This is a genomic window from Rarobacter faecitabidus (genome assembly GCF_006716265.1).
GTDB classification, from domain to species: Bacteria; Actinomycetota; Actinomycetes; order Actinomycetales; family Cellulomonadaceae; genus Rarobacter; species Rarobacter faecitabidus.
Window position 1 is genome coordinate 50,978 of sequence record NZ_VFOS01000002.1, and the last position, 17,060, is coordinate 68,037.

At 65.0% G+C, this 17,060-nt stretch carries 18 protein-coding genes; 10 read left to right on the forward strand and 8 right to left on the reverse strand.

Going from position 1 to position 17,060, the window contains the following annotated elements; all coding sequences use genetic code 11:
• Position 1 precedes the first annotated feature (1 nt).
• A complete protein-coding gene (locus FB461_RS08230) occupies positions 2 to 892 on the forward strand; it encodes an HNH endonuclease (protein WP_142120980.1) in 891 nt (296 codons plus the stop codon).
• A 47-nt stretch (positions 893 to 939) separates the two neighbouring features.
• On the opposite strand, the gene FB461_RS08235 is transcribed toward FB461_RS08230, so the two are convergent.
• Positions 940 to 1,833 (reverse strand): hypothetical protein, encoded by an 894-nt coding sequence (locus tag FB461_RS08235; RefSeq protein ID WP_142120982.1) that lies wholly within the window; start codon positions 1,831 to 1,833, stop codon positions 940 to 942.
• Between the two features lie 131 nt (positions 1,834 to 1,964).
• On the opposite strand from FB461_RS08235, the gene FB461_RS08240 reads away from it, so the two are divergent.
• Positions 1,965 to 2,705 (forward strand): hypothetical protein, encoded by a 741-nt coding sequence (locus tag FB461_RS08240; RefSeq protein WP_142120984.1) that lies wholly within the window; start codon positions 1,965 to 1,967, stop codon positions 2,703 to 2,705.
• Between the two features lie 277 nt (positions 2,706 to 2,982).
• Entirely contained in the window at positions 2,983 to 3,522 is a 540-nt protein-coding gene (locus tag FB461_RS08245; protein WP_142120986.1) for a hypothetical protein, read from the forward strand.
• Between the two features lie 31 nt (positions 3,523 to 3,553).
• On the opposite strand, the gene FB461_RS08250 is transcribed toward FB461_RS08245, so the two are convergent.
• The 3 genes from FB461_RS08250 to FB461_RS08260 form a co-directional block, all read right to left on the reverse strand.
• Positions 3,554 to 4,780, reverse strand: coding sequence for a type II toxin-antitoxin system HipA family toxin (locus FB461_RS08250; RefSeq protein ID WP_142120988.1), 1,227 nt, complete (start codon positions 4,778 to 4,780; stop codon positions 3,554 to 3,556).
• Positions 4,764 to 5,009, reverse strand: a complete 246-nt coding sequence (locus FB461_RS08255) for a helix-turn-helix domain-containing protein (RefSeq protein WP_142120990.1) — start codon at positions 5,007 to 5,009, stop codon at positions 4,764 to 4,766. The genes FB461_RS08250 and FB461_RS08255 overlap by 17 nt, the downstream gene beginning before the upstream one ends.
• 132 nt (positions 5,010 to 5,141) lie before the next feature.
• Positions 5,142 to 5,954: a fructosamine kinase family protein gene (locus FB461_RS08260; RefSeq protein ID WP_142120992.1), complete on the reverse strand. Its 813-nt coding sequence runs from the start codon at positions 5,952 to 5,954 to the stop codon at positions 5,142 to 5,144.
• A 194-nt stretch (positions 5,955 to 6,148) separates the two neighbouring features.
• On the opposite strand from FB461_RS08260, the gene FB461_RS08265 reads away from it, so the two are divergent.
• From FB461_RS08265 to FB461_RS08280, 5 genes are all read left to right on the forward strand, one after another.
• Positions 6,149 to 6,802: a hypothetical protein gene (locus FB461_RS08265; RefSeq protein WP_142120995.1), complete on the forward strand. Its 654-nt coding sequence runs from the start codon at positions 6,149 to 6,151 to the stop codon at positions 6,800 to 6,802.
• Between the two features lie 46 nt (positions 6,803 to 6,848).
• Positions 6,849 to 7,004, forward strand: a complete 156-nt coding sequence (locus tag FB461_RS12010) for a hypothetical protein (protein WP_170222673.1) — start codon at positions 6,849 to 6,851, stop codon at positions 7,002 to 7,004.
• Entirely contained in the window at positions 7,001 to 7,381 is a 381-nt protein-coding gene (locus FB461_RS08270; protein WP_170222674.1) for a type II toxin-antitoxin system VapC family toxin, read from the forward strand. Before FB461_RS12010 ends, FB461_RS08270 begins: the two co-directional genes overlap by 4 nt.
• Positions 7,382 to 7,501: 120 nt before the next feature.
• Positions 7,502 to 7,765 carry a ribbon-helix-helix domain-containing protein gene (locus FB461_RS08275; protein WP_142120999.1) on the forward strand — a complete coding sequence of 88 codons (264 nt, stop codon included), beginning with the start codon at positions 7,502 to 7,504 and terminating at the stop codon, positions 7,763 to 7,765.
• Positions 7,762 to 8,148 carry a type II toxin-antitoxin system VapC family toxin gene (locus FB461_RS08280; RefSeq protein ID WP_142121001.1) on the forward strand — a complete coding sequence of 129 codons (387 nt, stop codon included), beginning with the start codon at positions 7,762 to 7,764 and terminating at the stop codon, positions 8,146 to 8,148. The genes FB461_RS08275 and FB461_RS08280 overlap by 4 nt, the downstream gene beginning before the upstream one ends.
• 16 nt (positions 8,149 to 8,164) lie before the next feature.
• Here the strand turns inward: FB461_RS08280 and FB461_RS08285 are convergent, their stop codons facing one another.
• The 3 genes from FB461_RS08285 to FB461_RS08295 form a co-directional block, all read right to left on the reverse strand.
• Positions 8,165 to 8,722 (reverse strand): TetR/AcrR family transcriptional regulator, encoded by a 558-nt coding sequence (locus tag FB461_RS08285; protein ID WP_142121003.1) that lies wholly within the window; start codon positions 8,720 to 8,722, stop codon positions 8,165 to 8,167.
• A gap of 162 nt (positions 8,723 to 8,884) precedes the next feature.
• Positions 8,885 to 11,500 (reverse strand): YhgE/Pip domain-containing protein, encoded by a 2,616-nt coding sequence (locus tag FB461_RS08290; RefSeq protein ID WP_142121005.1) that lies wholly within the window; start codon positions 11,498 to 11,500, stop codon positions 8,885 to 8,887.
• A 1-nt stretch (position 11,501) separates the two neighbouring features.
• Positions 11,502 to 12,446 (reverse strand): ATP-binding cassette domain-containing protein, encoded by a 945-nt coding sequence (locus FB461_RS08295; protein WP_142121007.1) that lies wholly within the window; start codon positions 12,444 to 12,446, stop codon positions 11,502 to 11,504.
• Between the two features lie 377 nt (positions 12,447 to 12,823).
• Here FB461_RS08295 and FB461_RS08300 point away from each other — a divergent pair, with 377 nt between their 5' ends.
• Both FB461_RS08300 and FB461_RS08305 read left to right on the forward strand, forming a co-directional pair.
• Complete coding sequence (locus FB461_RS08300; protein WP_142121009.1) at positions 12,824 to 15,745, forward strand: immunoglobulin-like domain-containing protein; 2,922 nt, start codon at positions 12,824 to 12,826, stop codon at positions 15,743 to 15,745.
• Positions 15,746 to 15,821: 76 nt separating this feature from the next.
• The gene (locus tag FB461_RS08305) at positions 15,822 to 16,499 is read left to right on the forward strand and encodes a type 1 periplasmic-binding domain-containing protein (RefSeq protein ID WP_142121011.1); all 678 of its coding nucleotides are present in this window, start codon (positions 15,822 to 15,824) and stop codon (positions 16,497 to 16,499) included.
• A gap of 180 nt (positions 16,500 to 16,679) precedes the next feature.
• Here the strand turns inward: FB461_RS08305 and FB461_RS08310 are convergent, their stop codons facing one another.
• Positions 16,680 to 17,033 (reverse strand): VOC family protein, encoded by a 354-nt coding sequence (locus tag FB461_RS08310; RefSeq protein ID WP_142121013.1) that lies wholly within the window; start codon positions 17,031 to 17,033, stop codon positions 16,680 to 16,682.
• Between the last annotated feature and the right edge of the window lie 27 nt (positions 17,034 to 17,060).

Consider the following 17,060-nt stretch of genomic DNA (forward strand, 5'->3'; position numbering starts at 1 on the left):
CGTGGAATCCGCCGTCGAGAACGCCCTGCGCATGCGCATCATCGAGTGGGTGACTGCCCGGGCGGAGTCCAATGGCGGTTTCCTTCATCGCGCCGAGTTGCTCGACTTCCACATCGACGACCGCAGGTTCCCGATTATCGATTATTCGCGTGGGATCAGGAATCCGGTGGAATTCAGTTCCACGCTGTCGATCGTCCAGTCCGCGCACGGTCCGTACGACGACACCGAATCGGACGACGGCCTGCTCCACTACGCCTACCAATCCGGCGACCCGTGGGGCGGGTCAAACGTTAAACTACGGAGCGCGATCGAGAGCGGTGCCCCGCTGATCCTGTTCCGCAAGGAGCAGGCGAACATCCTTACCCCGATCGCACCGGTCTACGTGGTCGACGATTACGAGGACAGCCGCGTCTTCCTCATCGCTTTGGACGAGGCCTTCCGGTTCATTCCGGACGTGCGACACCTGAGTGAACCGCAACGAGCCTACGCACGCCGCCTCGCGAAGGTGCGCCTGCATCAGCCGGCGTTCCGCACTCGTGTCCTCGTCGCCTACGCGCAGCGGTGCGCCATCTGCTCGCTCGCGCATGGGTCGCTGCTTGACGCGGCGCACATCGTCCCCGATTCCGAACCAGCCGGCGCGCCGACGGTCGCCAACGGCCTAGCCTTGTGCAAGATCCATCACGCCGCATACGACCAGGACCTCATCGGGATCTCGGCGGACTCTCGCGTGGTCGTCGATGACGATCTGCTGGCCGAGCGGGACGGCCCGATGCTGAAGCACGGCCTGCAGGAGATGCACGGCCGGACGCTTATGGTCCCCCACGGGGCAAGCAATCGTCCGGATCGCGACCGATTGGCGTGGCGATTTGAACGGTTCTTGGCGCGGGCGTAGAGAATCCGCTGGCGTGATGAACTCGCGCACAGCCCGAGTTGCGTGCCTCAGCCGAAACCGCGCATCACGAACTGAGTGAAGGCGTTGCCTGGGCGAATGGTGAGCGTCGTTTTCCCGTCGACGTCCGTGAACCGGCCAGCGAGAGTTTCTATCGTGCATTCAGGAGCCCAGTAGTACAGATGGGAACTCAGGACTCCGCCTGGATTAGGGTCACCTTCGCGGTGGGCGATTCCATCGACGAGCGACGCGATGCCAGTGACTCCGGGCCAGGTCTCTTTGTCGAGAGTTCGATAGAGCAACGTATGACGATTGGGAACGCCGAACGCAACGCCATAGGGGGCATTGCCTATGTAGTCGCGCAGGAGCGATGGCAGGTTGGCGGCTCGGGACGCCACAAAGTGCGAGTCGCCAATCAAACCGTGGCATTCCTCTTCGACGATCTCGAAGGCATCGTCAATCGTCTCCTGATCCGTGTTGACCTGCCCCAACTCGAATAGTGCGTCAACGCCCAGCGGCAGGGTGCCGAGCAGTTTGCTAGTTACGTTGGCGACAGTCCTTGGCGAATCCAGCGCCAGTCCGAGCACTAGTCCGTCCGCAAATGGTCGAGCGTAGGAGAAGGCCTCAGGGTCCTCGTCAGCTCGGAAGAGGCGAGTGCGGATAGCCGTGCGGACTTCATCCTCGGAATACCTGGGGTTCGGACCGTGTTCGATGACTTCCACGACCGTCGCAAGCCAATAGTCGATTCGGTTCGGCCACTCCGATTCCGGGAGCTCAAGCGCGTCTTCAATCAAGCTCGTGAGCCAAAGTTCAAGTCCAATCGAGTCAACGCGAATGCCGTACTGCCCATGACGCATCAAGACGGTGTAGGCCAGCCCTGTGGCTTTGAAAGCGTCCAGCGCCATGAACACCAGCCGCTGATCTTCAGTCAGTTCTTCATCCATGAAATCGACTCTAGATGCGCTGTCGGACACGTGGCTTCCGCGCTCGTGCGCACGGTGATTAATCCGTGTCAGACCGTCGTGGGACGATCGAAACCAGGATTAAAACAGGTCGACCACAAGGAGGTGGCGAAATGGCCATTGAGTTTGTTTCGGTTTGGCATAAGTGCCCGAATGGGCGGCAGTGCAAGTGCATAGTCTCGGTTCGGCGCTACTGGCGCGGCTTGGCTGGGCTGCCTGACGTGGAGGTCCGTTCGGAAAAGGGACACCTCAGCGCGCATGATGTCGGGTTCATTAATGCTGAATGGCTTCGTGTGTCGGCGCAGATTGCGTCCATTGAATCGAGGGGCAGCACTGGTGAGATTGCGTCCGGCCCGATCGTTGAACGTGCTCTGACCTACCTGTGCGAGGTGCGGAACCTGGTTGCTGGCAGCCAAGACTCAGCGGTGATCGTCGACCTGCGGGTCCTGGACCATTTGGAGCGAGGCTTGCGCGCGTGTCGGGCTCAGATTCTGGCGCTGCAAGTGAGTCAAGGAGTGCCGGCATCGCCAGATCGGCGCTCCCGAACCAAAGAGCGTGGCGAAGCGAGTAAGAACCCGAAACGGAGTGGCTCGGCCAAGGTGCGGCCAGCGAGATTGAAAGCGCTCCGTGAGAGGGAAACCAAACCGAAGAACAGCGACGACTTACGCACAAACAGTCAGTTCAAGTCCAGCACGGAACAGTCCAGTTGCGTTGACTCCGCACGCGTGACAAAGGCTGAATGGCCGAGTTGGTTGTCGCTCGCCCTCGTGCCGCCGTCAGCGTCGGGTCTCAAAGAGACGGCCGCGGGACCAGATTCGCAGAATTACTACACCTCGCCGCTCGACTCGAAGTAGAACGGGCTCGCCTTCAATGCCGGCGTCAGCAATGACGGGTGCCATGACCTCCACCTCCCGGCGGCCAGGCATCCGGTTCGTCTCGGGATGGCATGTCCGATGCTCGCTCTAGGGTGAGCGTCATGGACGATGACTTGGCTCACGAGGTGCGAGAAATTCTGGTGGCGACCGAAGAGCAGGTCGTCCGCATCGATCTGATTCGGGCATGCGAATGGCTCACCTTGATGCCCCGGTAGAGCTTGACCCCAACCTTAGACTCCTGGCCCTTCAACGAGGAGTGCAACTCATTCGCCAGGTGCCCCACGATCATGGAGAGTTTCCGGGCATCATCGAATCCTCTACGCTTCGTCTCTACAGCGAGTTGGCTAGACAATTGATCCCTAGTCAGGAGGCGCTCGAAATAGCCGACGAACTCGTCCAAGCCATGCGCGCGGGTCGCGGGCACGTGGCAGATGTGGCGGAAGCCGAGGCGCGTCGCGCTGAAGTCGTCATTGAATGCGGCGATCTTGAGCGGGCTGTTCTCACCGCCCAAGTTGCGGTCAGGGCTGCGGGCGATGTTTGCTTCCACGATCTAGCGGATCGGATCGAGTCTCAGATTGCGCTTCGGCTCCGAATCGAAGGCGACCTGCGTCGTGCCGAGGCGATCGAAAGCCGCGAAAGCGATGAGATCGTTCGGCCCACGGAGAAACATGTTCACCTTTGGGACATTCGAGTCGGCAATGGACGGGTCGAATTGCGCGAGTGTTCAGATCCCCCAACCTCGGAGCCGGGCGCTCAGATTGGCTCCGTGCTGTTCCCGCCACGCGACGGCGAATAGGTGTTGCGCAGGTACCACAAGGGCTAAGGAACTAGACATCGCCAGCGGCGCGTCCGGATGCGAGGTTCGTGGCGAAACGTCGGACAAAGTCTTCGACGTGGGCGTGAGCCCCATCGAGCGGTGAGAGCGTTTCTAAGGCTTCCCGAATGTCACTGAGTGTGGTCGCAACCGTGCCCTCGGCACGCCGAACACCCCAGCTCGCAATCTCAGCCACAAGGTCATCTCGACTGACCGCAGCATGCTGATATTGGCCGTTGACGCTCAAAGCGAGTCGCCCGTCCGAATCCCCGACGTGGGCCAGTGGGACCACATCGTATGCGGGCGCCAACGTGATCTGGCCATCGGCCAGATGGACGAGTCCAAAGTTTTTCGTGTGGGCGTCCAGGTTGCCGAGTGCCACATTGAGCACCGTAAGCCGGGCGAGCCGATGTAGTTCTTCTCCGGAGGTGTGAGCGGAGATGACGGCGGCCATTCGCCGCAGCGAGACAACTCCGCCCATCTCCTGATACTTCTGATCGGCCGCGGCACCCAATGCCTGGTTGAAGTCCTCTTGGTGCACCCTCGTACCATCAACGCGGTCATAGCGTTCGACAATGAGGGTTTGCAGTCCAGCGAAGTCGACGATGCGGGTGTCGAAGTCGGCGAGTCCGAGCGCGCGGGCGAACTGCGCGCCGTACTCCTCGTCGAAGACCATCGTGCTTCGCGCGCCATCGAGCCGCGGCTTGAGGATGTGCGTGCTTGGAACTCCGCCGAGTGCCCGCGACCACCCGCGAGAATCGTGGGCAAGAACGATCTTGGGCTGCACGCCGTTCAGCGACGTCTTGCCCATGCCTGGGGTGTTGGCGAGCGGGGAGCCAATGGGATCTTCCAGAAGCTCTCGAATCTGCGCGTCCGTCACCGGTTCGAACGTCGGCGTCGGAGGTTCGGTGGGATCGTCCTCGTCCCAAATCTGGAGTGCACCCGCTACATCCCGTCCGTATCGCGCGAGAAACGAAAGTGTGTCGCCGCGAGGTAGGTTCCCTTGCCTCAGGAGGTGTTCGTATTGGTCCCCTTCGGGGAGCAACTCGATGAACCAATTGCGACGCCGACCCGCAAAGTGACGTGGGAGGTTGTGCTGGAGCGGCACCGCCACTGAGAGGACAGAGCTATTTCCGCCAAAGCGTTCCATCCCTTCGGCTGAGGGCGTGAAGTCGAAGGTGCGTCGATCCCCACCGAGGTGCCGGACGATCGTCCCGTAGAGCTCAATCGCGAGGCGCATCGTTGCTCTCCCATGTGGCGCCCAGATCGAGGCCTAACTCCCGTGCGATCGTCAGAAACCGGCGCAGAAAGATAGTCGAGTGCCCGCTTTCTAACTGACTAATGGTGCTCTGCGGGATGTCGAGGGCCTCTGCCAGTTCCATTTGTGACAGACCCTGGGCTAGGCGTGCCTGCTGGATGGCGAGCCCGAAGTCCGCGGGCGTGCGTAGTCGGGCGGTGCGTTGGGCCATGGCTGACCTCCTATCGTGATTTCACGATACCGCATGATTATTGCTATTTCGCAATAGCCACTACCTATTGTGAAATAGCAATATCGGCGATGGAATGCGGGTAAGGCACTCGATCACCGACAACCCACACTCTCACCGATACGCCGAAGCCAGCCGCGCCGCCTTCGGCACATAGGAACCGCCGAACACTGCAGCGTGCAGCACAACGATCGCGAGCCGGTGAAGATCGAGCCGCTCGCGCCATCCGTCCGCCAGGGGAGAGGCCTCCTGGTAGCCCGCGTACACCTCGCTCAAGTGATCGAAGCCGAACACGGACAGTGTCGCGAGGTCCGTCTCCGCATGACCGCCGTACGCCATCGGATCGATGAGCACGACCTCGGTTCCGCCCTCGCGCTGCGCCCAGAAAGCGTTGCCTGTCCACAGGTCGCCATGGAGTCGTGCTACCGCATGACCGTTCTTGGTGACGAGCGCCGGCTGGTCGTGATCCAGTTCTCCCGCCGTCAATCGTCCCAGCAGCACGTCGAACGCTCTTCGCGAACCCGAGTCGATTGCGCCCTCGTCGAACAGGCGCCGCACGAAGGGCTCGACGCGATACCGCGCGTAGAACTCGCCGAAGGTGGCGGGCGCCTCGTCCCGGGATGCCATCGGCGAATGCGAGGAGCCCTGCCACATCGGCCCGGGCCACTCCGGCGGTGGACACCCCCACCACGGGGCACCGCTCGCATGCGTATGCGCGAGCGCGCGCCCGAATCGTGTGGCCGCCTCGGGGCTGGGCGGGCCGGGAGAGAGCCGGTTAAGGACGAGTTCTCCGCCGCCCACTCGCAGCACGTCCACCACGGGTGCGCCGCCGTCGGCCTGCGCGTCTCGCAACCAAGTGAGCCCGGCGGCCTCACCGGGCAGATTGTCGTCCGGCCCGGAAGCGTGCTTGACGAACGCGTTGCTCATCGAACGGCCCTCGGGACTGCTAGGCACTGCGATCACCCCCACACACGATAGTAGGCCGCGCGAGCGCGCAGGGCCTGAGCGCAGCGGCAAATCGCGACCACGAGCACACGTGTCAGAGGGTGATGTGACTATGTGCGTGTTAGATACCAAACCTCAACAGGGCGCCTTGGTGCCAATTCAGAATGGAGATGGCAGTGACCTCAGAACAGATTCCTCCCGGTTTGTACGCGAACGCCGATGGGGTAACACGCTTGTGGGATGGCAAAGAATGGTTGACGCCAGCGGTGCCTGCACATGGTGAAGGTGAACCGGCACCCATCGTTGCGCGCAAGAGGCCGCCACGCAGGGCTCTCGCGCTCGTTGCTTTCGTCGTTGTCGTTGTGCTTTGCGGTACCACCGCGTACATCATCCTGTCCGATCGCTCTGACCGTCGAGCCATTGCTGCGGCAGCGGCGGTGACTGAGGCTGAAAGGATCGCCGCTGCCGAGCGAGTGCGGGTGGACGAGGCTCAGAGAGTCGCCGAGGAGGAACGGGTCGCCGCTGCTGAGGTAGCGCGGAAGGAAGAAGAGGCGACTATTGAGAAAGAATCGCGTGCCAAGACCGTGAAGCAACTCGAGAAACATGTCCTGAAGACGGCACGCAAACGCGTGAAAGACGGCTATTACTCCGAGAAGGTTCGCCAGGCGAGTTGCATGGCGGTCGCCGGTTCGTCGATTGAGGATCTTGCGCAGACCTCAACGACGTTTTCGTGCCTGGCTGTGACTTCGGAAAACGAGGACGGTACAAATAGCGGTTACGAGTTGGAAGCGGTCATCAACTGGTCAACAGGGGAAATGTCATGGGGATAGCCAGGTGTCGTGCCGGTGGCCGGGAGAGTCCAGGTCGCGGTTGCTTGTGCGGCTCGTCCAAGTCGGGGCCGATGCGTTACACGCGGACGAACAGCGCACGAACGCCCTCATCCTGGAACGGCTCGACTCTCTTGCGGGCGCAGGATCGGGCATGTTCGGTGATGACTATCTGGCTGACCTGCGCGAGGAGTGGTCCACGTGATCGTCCTCGACGCATCCGTGCTGTTCGCCTTCCTTGAATCATCCGACGCGCACCACGGTCGAGCAGTCGCGATCCTCCGCAAGGTCTTTGAAGGCCGCGTGCTCATCCATCCCCTAACGCTGGCGGAGGTGCTGGTTGGGCCTGCGCGGTTCGGGAGGGCGGCGCGCATCATGGACGAGTTGCTGGCTACCGGCTTGGAAGTCGTGCCTCAAGGTGCGGCCGAGGCGTTGAGCATGGCGGAGGTCCGAGCGGCCACGCGGCTCAAGATGCCCGAGTGTTGCGTGCTGGCCGCAGCAATCAGCACTGGCGCAAGTCTCGCCACGTTCGACGAGAAGTTGGCAACTGCAGCCGCCGCGGCGCACGTTCGTACCATCTGACCGTGGGGCGACCCGAGTTCAAGCAAGGTCTGCAGGGGATGCGCGGCCGGGCGCTTCTGGTTCCCCGTTGGCAAGCGGCGTCACGAGACATCCAAATTCCCACGGTGTATATTCTGGTGTATGCAGCGCACGAACATCTACTTGGACGAGGAGCAGACTCGCCGACTCGACGAACTCGCGCGCGCTCAGCACACGTCACGAGCCGAGATCATCCGGCGCATCATCGATCGATCATTCGCGGGGGACGGAGAGTCCGCGCAACGTAGGGAAGTCATCGATTTCACGTTTGGCGCGCTGTCCGGATTTGAGATTGAGTGGGCGGATCGCGAAGACGGCGATCGTGCCGCGTACCTTGGCGGGCTGTGGCAGGACCCGCTGACGTGATCGTTGATACCGATATCCTCATCGCGCACTTGCGTGGCGTTGACGCGGCGCGCGACTGGTTCACTTCGGTGAGCCCTGCCCAGTCCTTACGCGTCAGCGCCGTGAGTGTCGCCGAACTGACAGGGGGTATGCGACCAAAGGAAGTGGCGATCACGAATCGACTGCTGGGAATCTTCGACATCGTTCCAGTGGACGAACCGATCGCGCGCCTAGCCGGAGAACTGCGACGCATGTGGCACGGAGCGCACAGCGGGATCTCGTTAGGCGACTATCTGATCGCCGCCACCTGCCAATGGCACGGTGAGGATCTTGCGACGATCAACGTCAAGCACTATCCGATGATTGACGACCTGCGCGCAGCGTTCAGATTGCCGCGCGGCTGACGAGACAATCCGCCGCCTAAGCCTTAACCAGCCCGCCCAGCAGCGCCTTCACCACGGCGAGCACGTCCTCGAACGGCCGGTCGGACTCGAACACCATCCACTCCAGCCCGGCGACGAGCACGGATCCGAACACAGCGCCGCCTGCCAGGTGCGCGTCCAGGTCGGGCCGCATGGGCGCGATGACCTCGGCGAACTGGCTGATCGCGGCCTCGCGCACGGCTCCAATGGACTCCTCCCACTGCCGCCCGACGCGAAACACCTCGGCGGCCAGGATCTTCGCGAAGTCGGTCCGGTCGCGGATCACCTCGATCGCGGCGGCCGCCATGTGCTCAAGCGCGTCCAGTCCTTCGCGCCCCTCGCGCGCCGACGACATCAGCTCTGACAGCCGGCCCACCCCGCGCTGCAGGATCGCCTCGAGAATGTCCGCCTTCGACCCGAAGTTGTAGTACACCGAGCCCTTGGCGACGCCCGCGCGCAGCGCGATATCGTCCACGGACGTCGCGGTATACCCGCGCTCGGCAATGAGCGCCGCCGCCGCGTCGAGGATCTCGACCTGCGTCGATTCCTTGGCCATTGACCTTCCCTTTCGTTAGTTCCCGTGCCGGGCCGGTGCGGACGAGCCCTCCGTCGCCGCATTCCAGTCGCCGCATTCCAAACGACGAACGGAGGACTCGTCCATCAAACCAAGCCCGCGCGAGCGGCAGCCGCACCTCCCAGCCACGGCTGCCTCACCGACTCACATAGAGATCGCCGGGTGCAGCCGTTCGAGCGACCAGGTCCGCATGCGGCCGCTACGCCACGCGGTCACGGCGAGCGAAACCAGGAGCAAGCCTGCCAGGTAGATCACCGAGGTGACCAATCGGCCATCCGCCCCGCCTGTGATCAGTTGCCGCAGGCCGGTGACCGAATAGCTCATGGGCAGCCACGGGTGGAGCACCTGGAAGAACCCGGCGGTCGTCTGGACCGGGTACGTGCCGCCGGAGGAGGCAAGCTGCAACATGAGGAACGCCAGGATGATCACCTTGCCGACGGCGGGCCCGGCGAGCGCGATGAACATCTGCTGCAGCGCGACGAACGCGGCCGCTATCAGCGCAGTGAACGCCACCACGCCCACGGCGTTCGCCATCTCCAGCCCGAGCCCGAAGTGGATCACCGTCAGCATTACTAGCACCTGCGCCAGGCCGATCGCGGCGGCGGGCAGGTACCCGCCGAATGCGATGCGCCACCCACTGACCGGGGCGGCGAGCATGCGCGGCGGCACCGGCCGCAGCAGCAGCCAGGTGATGAGCGACCCGACGAACAGGGCGAGCGAGATGAAGAACGGCGCGAATCCCTCGCCGAACCCCTCGGCCTGCGCGATGTCATTGCTGTTCACGGTCACTGGCGCGGCGATCGCCGTGGCCCGTTGCGCGCGCAGGGTAGCGTCGTCGGCCGGGATCTGGTCGGCGCCCTCGCTGAGTTTCTTCGCGAGGGTCCCCGCGCCGTCGGTGGCATCGGTCAGCCCGCTGCTCAGCGTGCCAGCACCATCGGCGAGCTGCTTGGTTCCGTCCGCGAGCTGGCCCGCGCCGTCTGTCGCGCTCGCGGTGCCGTCCGCCAGCTTCTTCGCGCCGCTGTCGAGCTTCGCAGAGCCCGATTTAAGCGTCCCCGCGCCGTCCGCGACCTTGCTGGCTCCGTCGGCCAGGTCACCCGCGCCGGTCGTCGCCTTCTTCGCGCCACTGGCCAGCGACTTGGTTCCCGACTTCAGCGTGCTCGCGCCGCTGCTGACACTGTCCGCGCCGTCCGCGACCTTCGAGGTTCCGGCGGCCAGGCTCTTCGCCCCACTGGACAGCGTCGTTGTGCCCTCGGCCAGCGTGGTTGCGCCGTCCGCGACACCGTCGATGCCGTCGCGCAGCGTGGGTGACGCCGGTGTGGGTGACGCCGGCGTGGACGAGTTCGCCGCGCCCCCGCTGGGGGTCAGCTGCGCCTCGACGGCCTCCACCCCATCCGACGCGGTGTGCAGCGCGGCAGCCAGATATGGCAGGCCGCTGTCCTTACTGGCCAGCGCCTGCGCGCCAGCGACGGCCTGGTCGTAGTTGTCCGCCAGGTCGGATCCGGCCATCTGCTGCAACTCCGTCAGTGCCGCGGCGTTCTTCACGCGCAGCGGGTGGGCGGCTGGCAACCCGGCCTGCGCGAGTGCCTGATCGTTCGCCGCGATGAGTTGTGCGAGGTCGCTGATCGTGTCCGGCAGCGCGTCCACCTGATCCTGCGCGGCGGCGAGCCCCGTCGCGAGCTGCTGAGCGCCCGCGGCCGCACTATCGGCTCCGGCGAGGATGCCCGACTTCGCGGTGAACGCGCCGGACAGGGTCGCGGTGGCCTTGCGCAACTGCTCGGCGCCCTGCTGCGTCTTGACCGCGCCGTCCTGCAAGGATGTGGCGCCGGTGGCCAGTTTCTTGCTGCCGTCCGCCAGGTCGGAGGCGCCGGACGAGGCCTGCGTAGCGCCCGCCGCGAGCGTCTTGCTTCCCTTGGCCAGCGTGGCGGCGCCGTCGTTGACCTTCACCCCGCCGGCGCTGAGCTTGCCCAGCGACGAGTGCAACGTGTCGGCGCCCGCACTGACCGATCCGGCACCCGTGGCCAGCGAGGACGCGCCAGTGCTCAGTGAACCGGTCCCGGTCTTGAGTTCCTGCGCGCCATCATCGAGCTGCTGGGCGCCATCGGCGAGCGCGGAGGCTCCCTCAGCAGCGCTCGACGCGCCATCGGCAAGGCTCGATGCCCCGCTCTTGGCATCCGTCAGCCCATCGGTGAGCTTCACGGCGCCGTCGGAGGCCTGCGCGAACCCGTCGCGAGCCGAACCTAGCCCGACCAGCACCTTCTCGACCGCCTGGTCGGAGATCTTCGCCCGCACGGCGGTCTGCACCTGCTCCATTGCGCTGCGGCCCAGCGTGGAGGCCAGGAACGAGTTCGCGTCGTTGTAGGTGACGTACATGTTCGCGCCCTGCGGGTCGTCGCCCGCCGCCGAGGCGATGGAACGCGAGAAGTCCGCCGGCAGGGTCACCGCGAAGTAGTAGGTGCCGTCCCGGACGCCCTGGTCGGCGTCTGCCGCGGTGGTCACTTTCCAATCGAGGTCGGCGGAGGACACCAGCTCATCGGTGACCTGCTGCCCGGCGTTCAGCGGTTGGTCGCCGACGACGGAGCCCTCGTCCGCATTGACGATCGCAACGGGGAGCTGATCCATCCTGCCCGTCGGATCCCAGAATGCCCACAGGTACAGCGCGCCGTAGAGCAGCGGTATCAGGATCAGGGCGAGAATGGCCAGCTTCGGGACGGTGCCGCGGCGGAAGCGGCGGAGTTCTGTGCCGGTGGCGGCGACGGACATTTCAGTTCCCTTCCGAGGGAGAGTTCGGTTTGATGCGCTCGGCGTAGGAGGCCGAGCGCTCGATGGCGACGACGGCGGGGGCACCGTTCGCCCAGGCGATGGTTGCCGGCTCCGTGGCCGAGGCGACGGCCGCGATCACCGCGAGCGACCCGGTGGCCAGGCCCAGCCCGGATGCGTGATCGTCGACCGCGCGGTGTTGTTCGCCGGCGGGCTCGTGTTCGCCGGCCTGGGACTGCTCACCGGCGGGGGGAGGTCCATCGCTCGCGCCGTTTTCGCCGGCCGGGGTCGGCTCGGGATTTTCGGACGAGTTCTCCGCTGGCGCCGCCTCGCTCGACCGCGCGAGTGCCTCGAGTCGCTGCCAGACGAAGGCGCGACCCGCGGCATCGTGCACCTGATCCAGGTCGTCGACCACGAGCAGTCGGGGCCGTTGTAGCAGCGCGATGGTGATGCGCAGGAGGAGGGCGTCGACCTCGTCCAAGTCCCACACGATGGTCCCGAGAGCCGGGAGTGGGCGACCGCCGAACACGGGGGCGGCGAGCTGCGCATAGCGGCGAGGCGTGAGTTTGGGCTGGCGCTTGTACCAGGGGGTGAGCAGGCCGATGCGCTCGTGCAGGACATCGCCGACCGTGACCGAGCCATCCAGCTGGTCGATGCCGTCGAAACCTGCGATGGCGGCGAGGTGCTGGACCTTCGTGCGCTCGTCCGGAAGCGCGTGGCCGAGGACCCATAGGTCCTCGGTGGCGCGATCGGGCTTCATGCGACCCGCGAGCGTGAGGAGGAGAGCAGTACGGCCGCTGCCCTGCGGCCCCTGCAGGACCGTGAGCGTGCCGGGCGCGATGTCGAGGTCGAGCGGCCCGAATACGTAGCCGCGCTTTCCAGTGAGGGTCAGGTTCCGCGCGATGACCGCGCTGGCGGCGGGGTCGATCGCTGTGGTGTCGGGTGACATTCATCCTCTTTTCATACTGACTGGTCAGTACAAGTCTAGGACGGTGGGCGAGTGAGGGAAACCGGGAGTGGTGTGACTTTGCAGACACCGCGGTGGCGCGCACTTCCGCCGCGTGCTGGGCTCTCGCCCGGTTCGCACCATGAAATTTCAGTTGGGGCGCATGTATTTCGCCTCGCGAACTGAAAAATCCGGGGGTGAACCGGAATCTAACGCGGTAGAGCCGCCGTCCTTGCTCGTCTATATCTTCGAGACACGCCGCCACCGGTTGCTCACCAAGAGTTTCCGAAACGGCCCCGCGCAGGCAACTACAACGACAGGCTGGGCCGTTTGAGTGGATATCGACCACCATCAGGTCGATTCCGCATCGAGAGGAAACCATGGCTCTGTCCACAAGATTCGGCGCTCGCGCAGCGTTGGTCACCACGGCGATCGCGCTGCTACTCGGAGGCGGGATCGCCGCTCCGGTCGCGCAGGCGGCGACCCCAGCCGATGTCCCGCTCATCACTTCGGGAACCACCAACTGGAAGTATCTGGACAACAACACCGACCCGGCAGGCACCAACCAGGACACCCTGGTGTGGGCCAAGACGGGATTCGATGACTCGGCCTGGAATACGGGCACGGGTAGCTTCGGCCACAAGAACGGGACGACCTCGGGCATGGGCGGCGGCCACGCGATCAACACGCTGCTGACCCGGTACATCCCCGGCCAGACGCTCAACGTGCAGACCTACTTCTTCCGCAGCACTTTCACGATCACCCAGGAGCAGATCGACCACCTCAACCAGCTCCAGGGCACGGTGACCTACGACCACGGGCTGCGCATCTTCGTCAACGGGCAGAAGGTCGCCGGGTACGAGGACGGCAACATCACCCAGAACCTCCAGTACGGCGGCAGCAACGGAGCCGACCCCGACACGTCGACCTTCTCGGTCGCGCCGAGCGTGCTGCAACCCGGCACGAATACGATCGCCGTCGCGCTCTACCAGTGCGATTCGGGCAGCTCGGATATCTTCTTCAACCTGAGCTCGCTCGTGGCGAAGTTCCTGCCAGACGCCGCGACGATCACGGACTTGGCGCTGAACATCGGCTCCAGCGAGAAGGAGCGCAACCTGGTCTGGTACACGGACATCGACGTGCCGCAGGTCGCGCAGGTCGCCAAGAAGCCGGCCGGCGCTCCCGCCGAATTCCCGACCGCGGGGGTCCAGACGTTCACGGCCACGCGCGGCGCGACGACGGACGGCCAGTTCTCGCAGCGCACCACGATCACGGGTCTCGAGGCGAGCACCGAGTACCTGTACCGCGTCGGCAGCGACTCGCAGGGCTGGTCCGGCACCTACTCGTTCACGACGGGCGCCCTGACCGGGGACTACAACTTCATCTTCGTGGGCGACCCGCAGATCGGCGCCTCCGGCAACGTCGGGAATGACCGAACCGGCTGGATCAACACGCTGAACACCGCGGAGCAGCGGTTCCCCGGCTCGGAGTTCATCTTCTCCGCCGGTGACCAGGTCGAGAACGCACCGAACGAGTCCCAGTACGAGGCGTTCCTCGCCCCCGAACAGCTCCGCCGCCTGCCGCTCGCCCCCATCAACGGCAATCACGACGTCGGATCCAAGGCGTACGAGCAGCACTTCAACACCCCGAACTGGGACCCGTCGTATGGTGCGGCGTCATCCTCGTCCTCATCCGGCGGCAACTACTGGTTCAAGTACAACGACACCCTCTACGTCATCTTGAACTCCAACAGTCGCGACCACGCGAGTCACAAGGCGTATATGGAGAAGATCGTCCAGGAGCAGGGCGGTGACGTGAAGTGGAAGGTGCTCGGGTTCCACCACTCCATCTACTCGGTGGCCTCCCACACCGACGATTCCGACATCATCGACCGCCGCGCCAACATGCCGGAGACGATCTCGGACCTCGGCTTCGACCTAGTGCTCATGGGCCACGACCACAGCTACACGCGCAGCTGGCTGATGAACGACGGCGTGCCCGTCGAGGTCGGCGGCACCGCGCAGGAGCAGGTCAGCGCCAAGCCCGGTGACGTCCTGTACGTGACCGCCAACTCGGCTTCCGGCAGCAAGTACTACGCCGTCAAGGCGCCGAACGCACCCTTCGCCGCGGTGATCAACCAGGAGAACAAGCGCAACTACTCCAACGTCGAGGTGACGGACGCATCGATCACGGTGACCACGTACCGCAGTGAGGACAACACCGTGGTGGACAAGGTCGTGCTCAAGCGCGCGGACGTGACCGCCCCTGTCCTCAATGTGCCGGCGGCCGCTGAGGTCGCATACGGCTCCTCGTTCGACGCGCTGGCCGGAGTCACGGCCACCGACGCCGTCGACGGCAACCTGACCTCGGCGATCACGGTCACCGGATCGGTGAACACCGCCCAGCTCGGTGAATACACGCTCACCTACACGGTGTCCGATGCGGCAGGGAACGAGGCCACCCAGACCCGCACGGTCACCGTCGTGCGAGCGCCGCTGACGTCCGCCAAGCCCGTCATCGCAGGTCAAGCGCGCGTCGGAGAGTCGTTGACGGCGCAGCCGGGCACCTGGTCGCAGGGCGCCGCGCTGACCTATGCCTGGACCGCCGACAACGCGGCGATCCCGGGTCCAGCGTCGGCCACGCTCCCCGTCACCAAGGACCTGATCGGCAAGAGTGTCGCCGTTGCGATCACCGGGACGCTCGCGGGTCACACCACCGTGACGCAGACCTCCGATCCGATTGTCGTTTCCGCCGGGGTGCTCGTCCCCGGCAAGGTCACCGTGGAGGGCTCGTCCAAAGTGGGTGCCACGCTCACGGCCAAGGCGACCGGCTGGCCCGCCGCAGCGGCGTTGCGCTACACGTGGACGGCGAACGGCGCGGCCATCGCCGGCGGTACTGGTGCCACGCTCAAGCTGACGCCCGCGCTCGCGGGCAAGGCAGTGCGGGTGAGTGTCACGGGTGTCCTGGACGGGTACCTCGACGCGGTCGTGTCCACGGCACCGACCTCGGTCGCGAAGGCCGCGCTGAAGTCGGCCACGCCGAAGATCGCCGGCATCGTGAAGGTCGGCAAGACGCTCAAGGTCAAGACCGGTAAGTGGTCCGCCGGGACCAAGCTCACGTACCGCTGGTATGCCAACGGCAAGGCGATCAAGGGAGCAACAAAAGCGAGCCTCAAGCTCGGCAAGTCGGTTCGGGCCAAGAAGATCACGGTGAAGGTGACCGGCTCTCAGCCGGGTTACGCGACCAAGACCGTGACCTCGAAGGCGACCAAGAAGGTCGGCAAGAAGCCGGTCAAGAAGTAGCCAGTCCGCTGGCGCGTCGTGGGCGGCATCCGCGCGGGTGCCGCCCACGACGACTCATTCCCGAGGAGTTCGTCGCGTGAAGTATCGACACGGCTTGAGGTTCTTTGCGGCGGTGATCGCCGTCGGGTTGGCGCTGGCCGGGTGCTCATCCGCGGACAAGGGCGCGCCGGGCGGCCCGGCATCGGCGGGGTCGGGCGCGGTAGCCGCGCCGGATGGGGGGACGAGTCCTCCTGCGGCACACTCCTCGACTGCAGGCAACGAGCCGGGGACGCCCGCGTCCTGGTACCTCATCGCACCCGCGGCGGACCAGCCATTCGTGACCAGTCTCGGCGATGCGCTGTCGGCCCTGGCGCGCGATAGCGGCGCCGTCTTGACCGTGCTCCGGGCGGACGATGCCAGCGGTCTGAGCGACTCCGTCACGGCCGCCGTGGCCGCCGGACCGCAGCTGATCATCGGAGCAACGCCCGCCGCGCAGGAGGAGATCAGTTTCACCGCGGCCGAGAACCTGGCGCAGCAGTTCCTGCTCATCGACGGCCAGCCGCCCGAGCCCACCGAGAACCTCACGACTCTGCTCTTCGACCAGTCCGGGTGCCCCGCCGGGGCCGCGTGCGTGACGCGCGCCGACATCTTCGATCCGGAGATCCTCACCGAGAACAATGCCTTCGACCTCACCGAGGCCCTGGAAACCGCCCTGGTTCAGGTCGCCGAACGGCCCGGCACGATCCTGCTATCGGCCGTCGAATACACCGGCTGACGTTTTACAAACGCCTCACGAACGCCGAGACCAGGAGCAGGTGTCGGGTGATCCAGGGGGCGTGCACGACCGGCGGTCTTGAAGGCCCGTTTCGCCCCTGTCGCCACGGCCAGTGGAATCTCGAGAAGAGGTTTGGCAGGCCTGGCGAGTCGGCGTCCCAGTCGAGGAGGGCCGAGGGGCCTAGTGCTCCGGTGCCACGCAGAACTGGTTGCCGTCGGGGTCGGCGAGGACTGTCCACGTGAAGCCCTCGTCCATCGTGTGCGTGCCTACGACGCTTGCACCGGCCTCGACCAGACGCGCGACCTCCGCATCGATATCCGGGGCGGTGAGGTCGAGGTGCATGCGGTTCTTGCCCGGCGTCGGGTCCGTCACTTTCTGGAAACTCAGGATCGGGGAACCGTCGCCAATGCGCACCATCACGTACCAGCCGTCGTTGTCGGCGACGATCTCCCCATCGAACTGATCTGCCCACCAGCGCGCGAGGCTGTTCGCGTCCGTCGTGTCGATGGTGATCATGCCCAGTCGAAGTCCCATGTGACTCACGCTACACCCGCCTGCTCC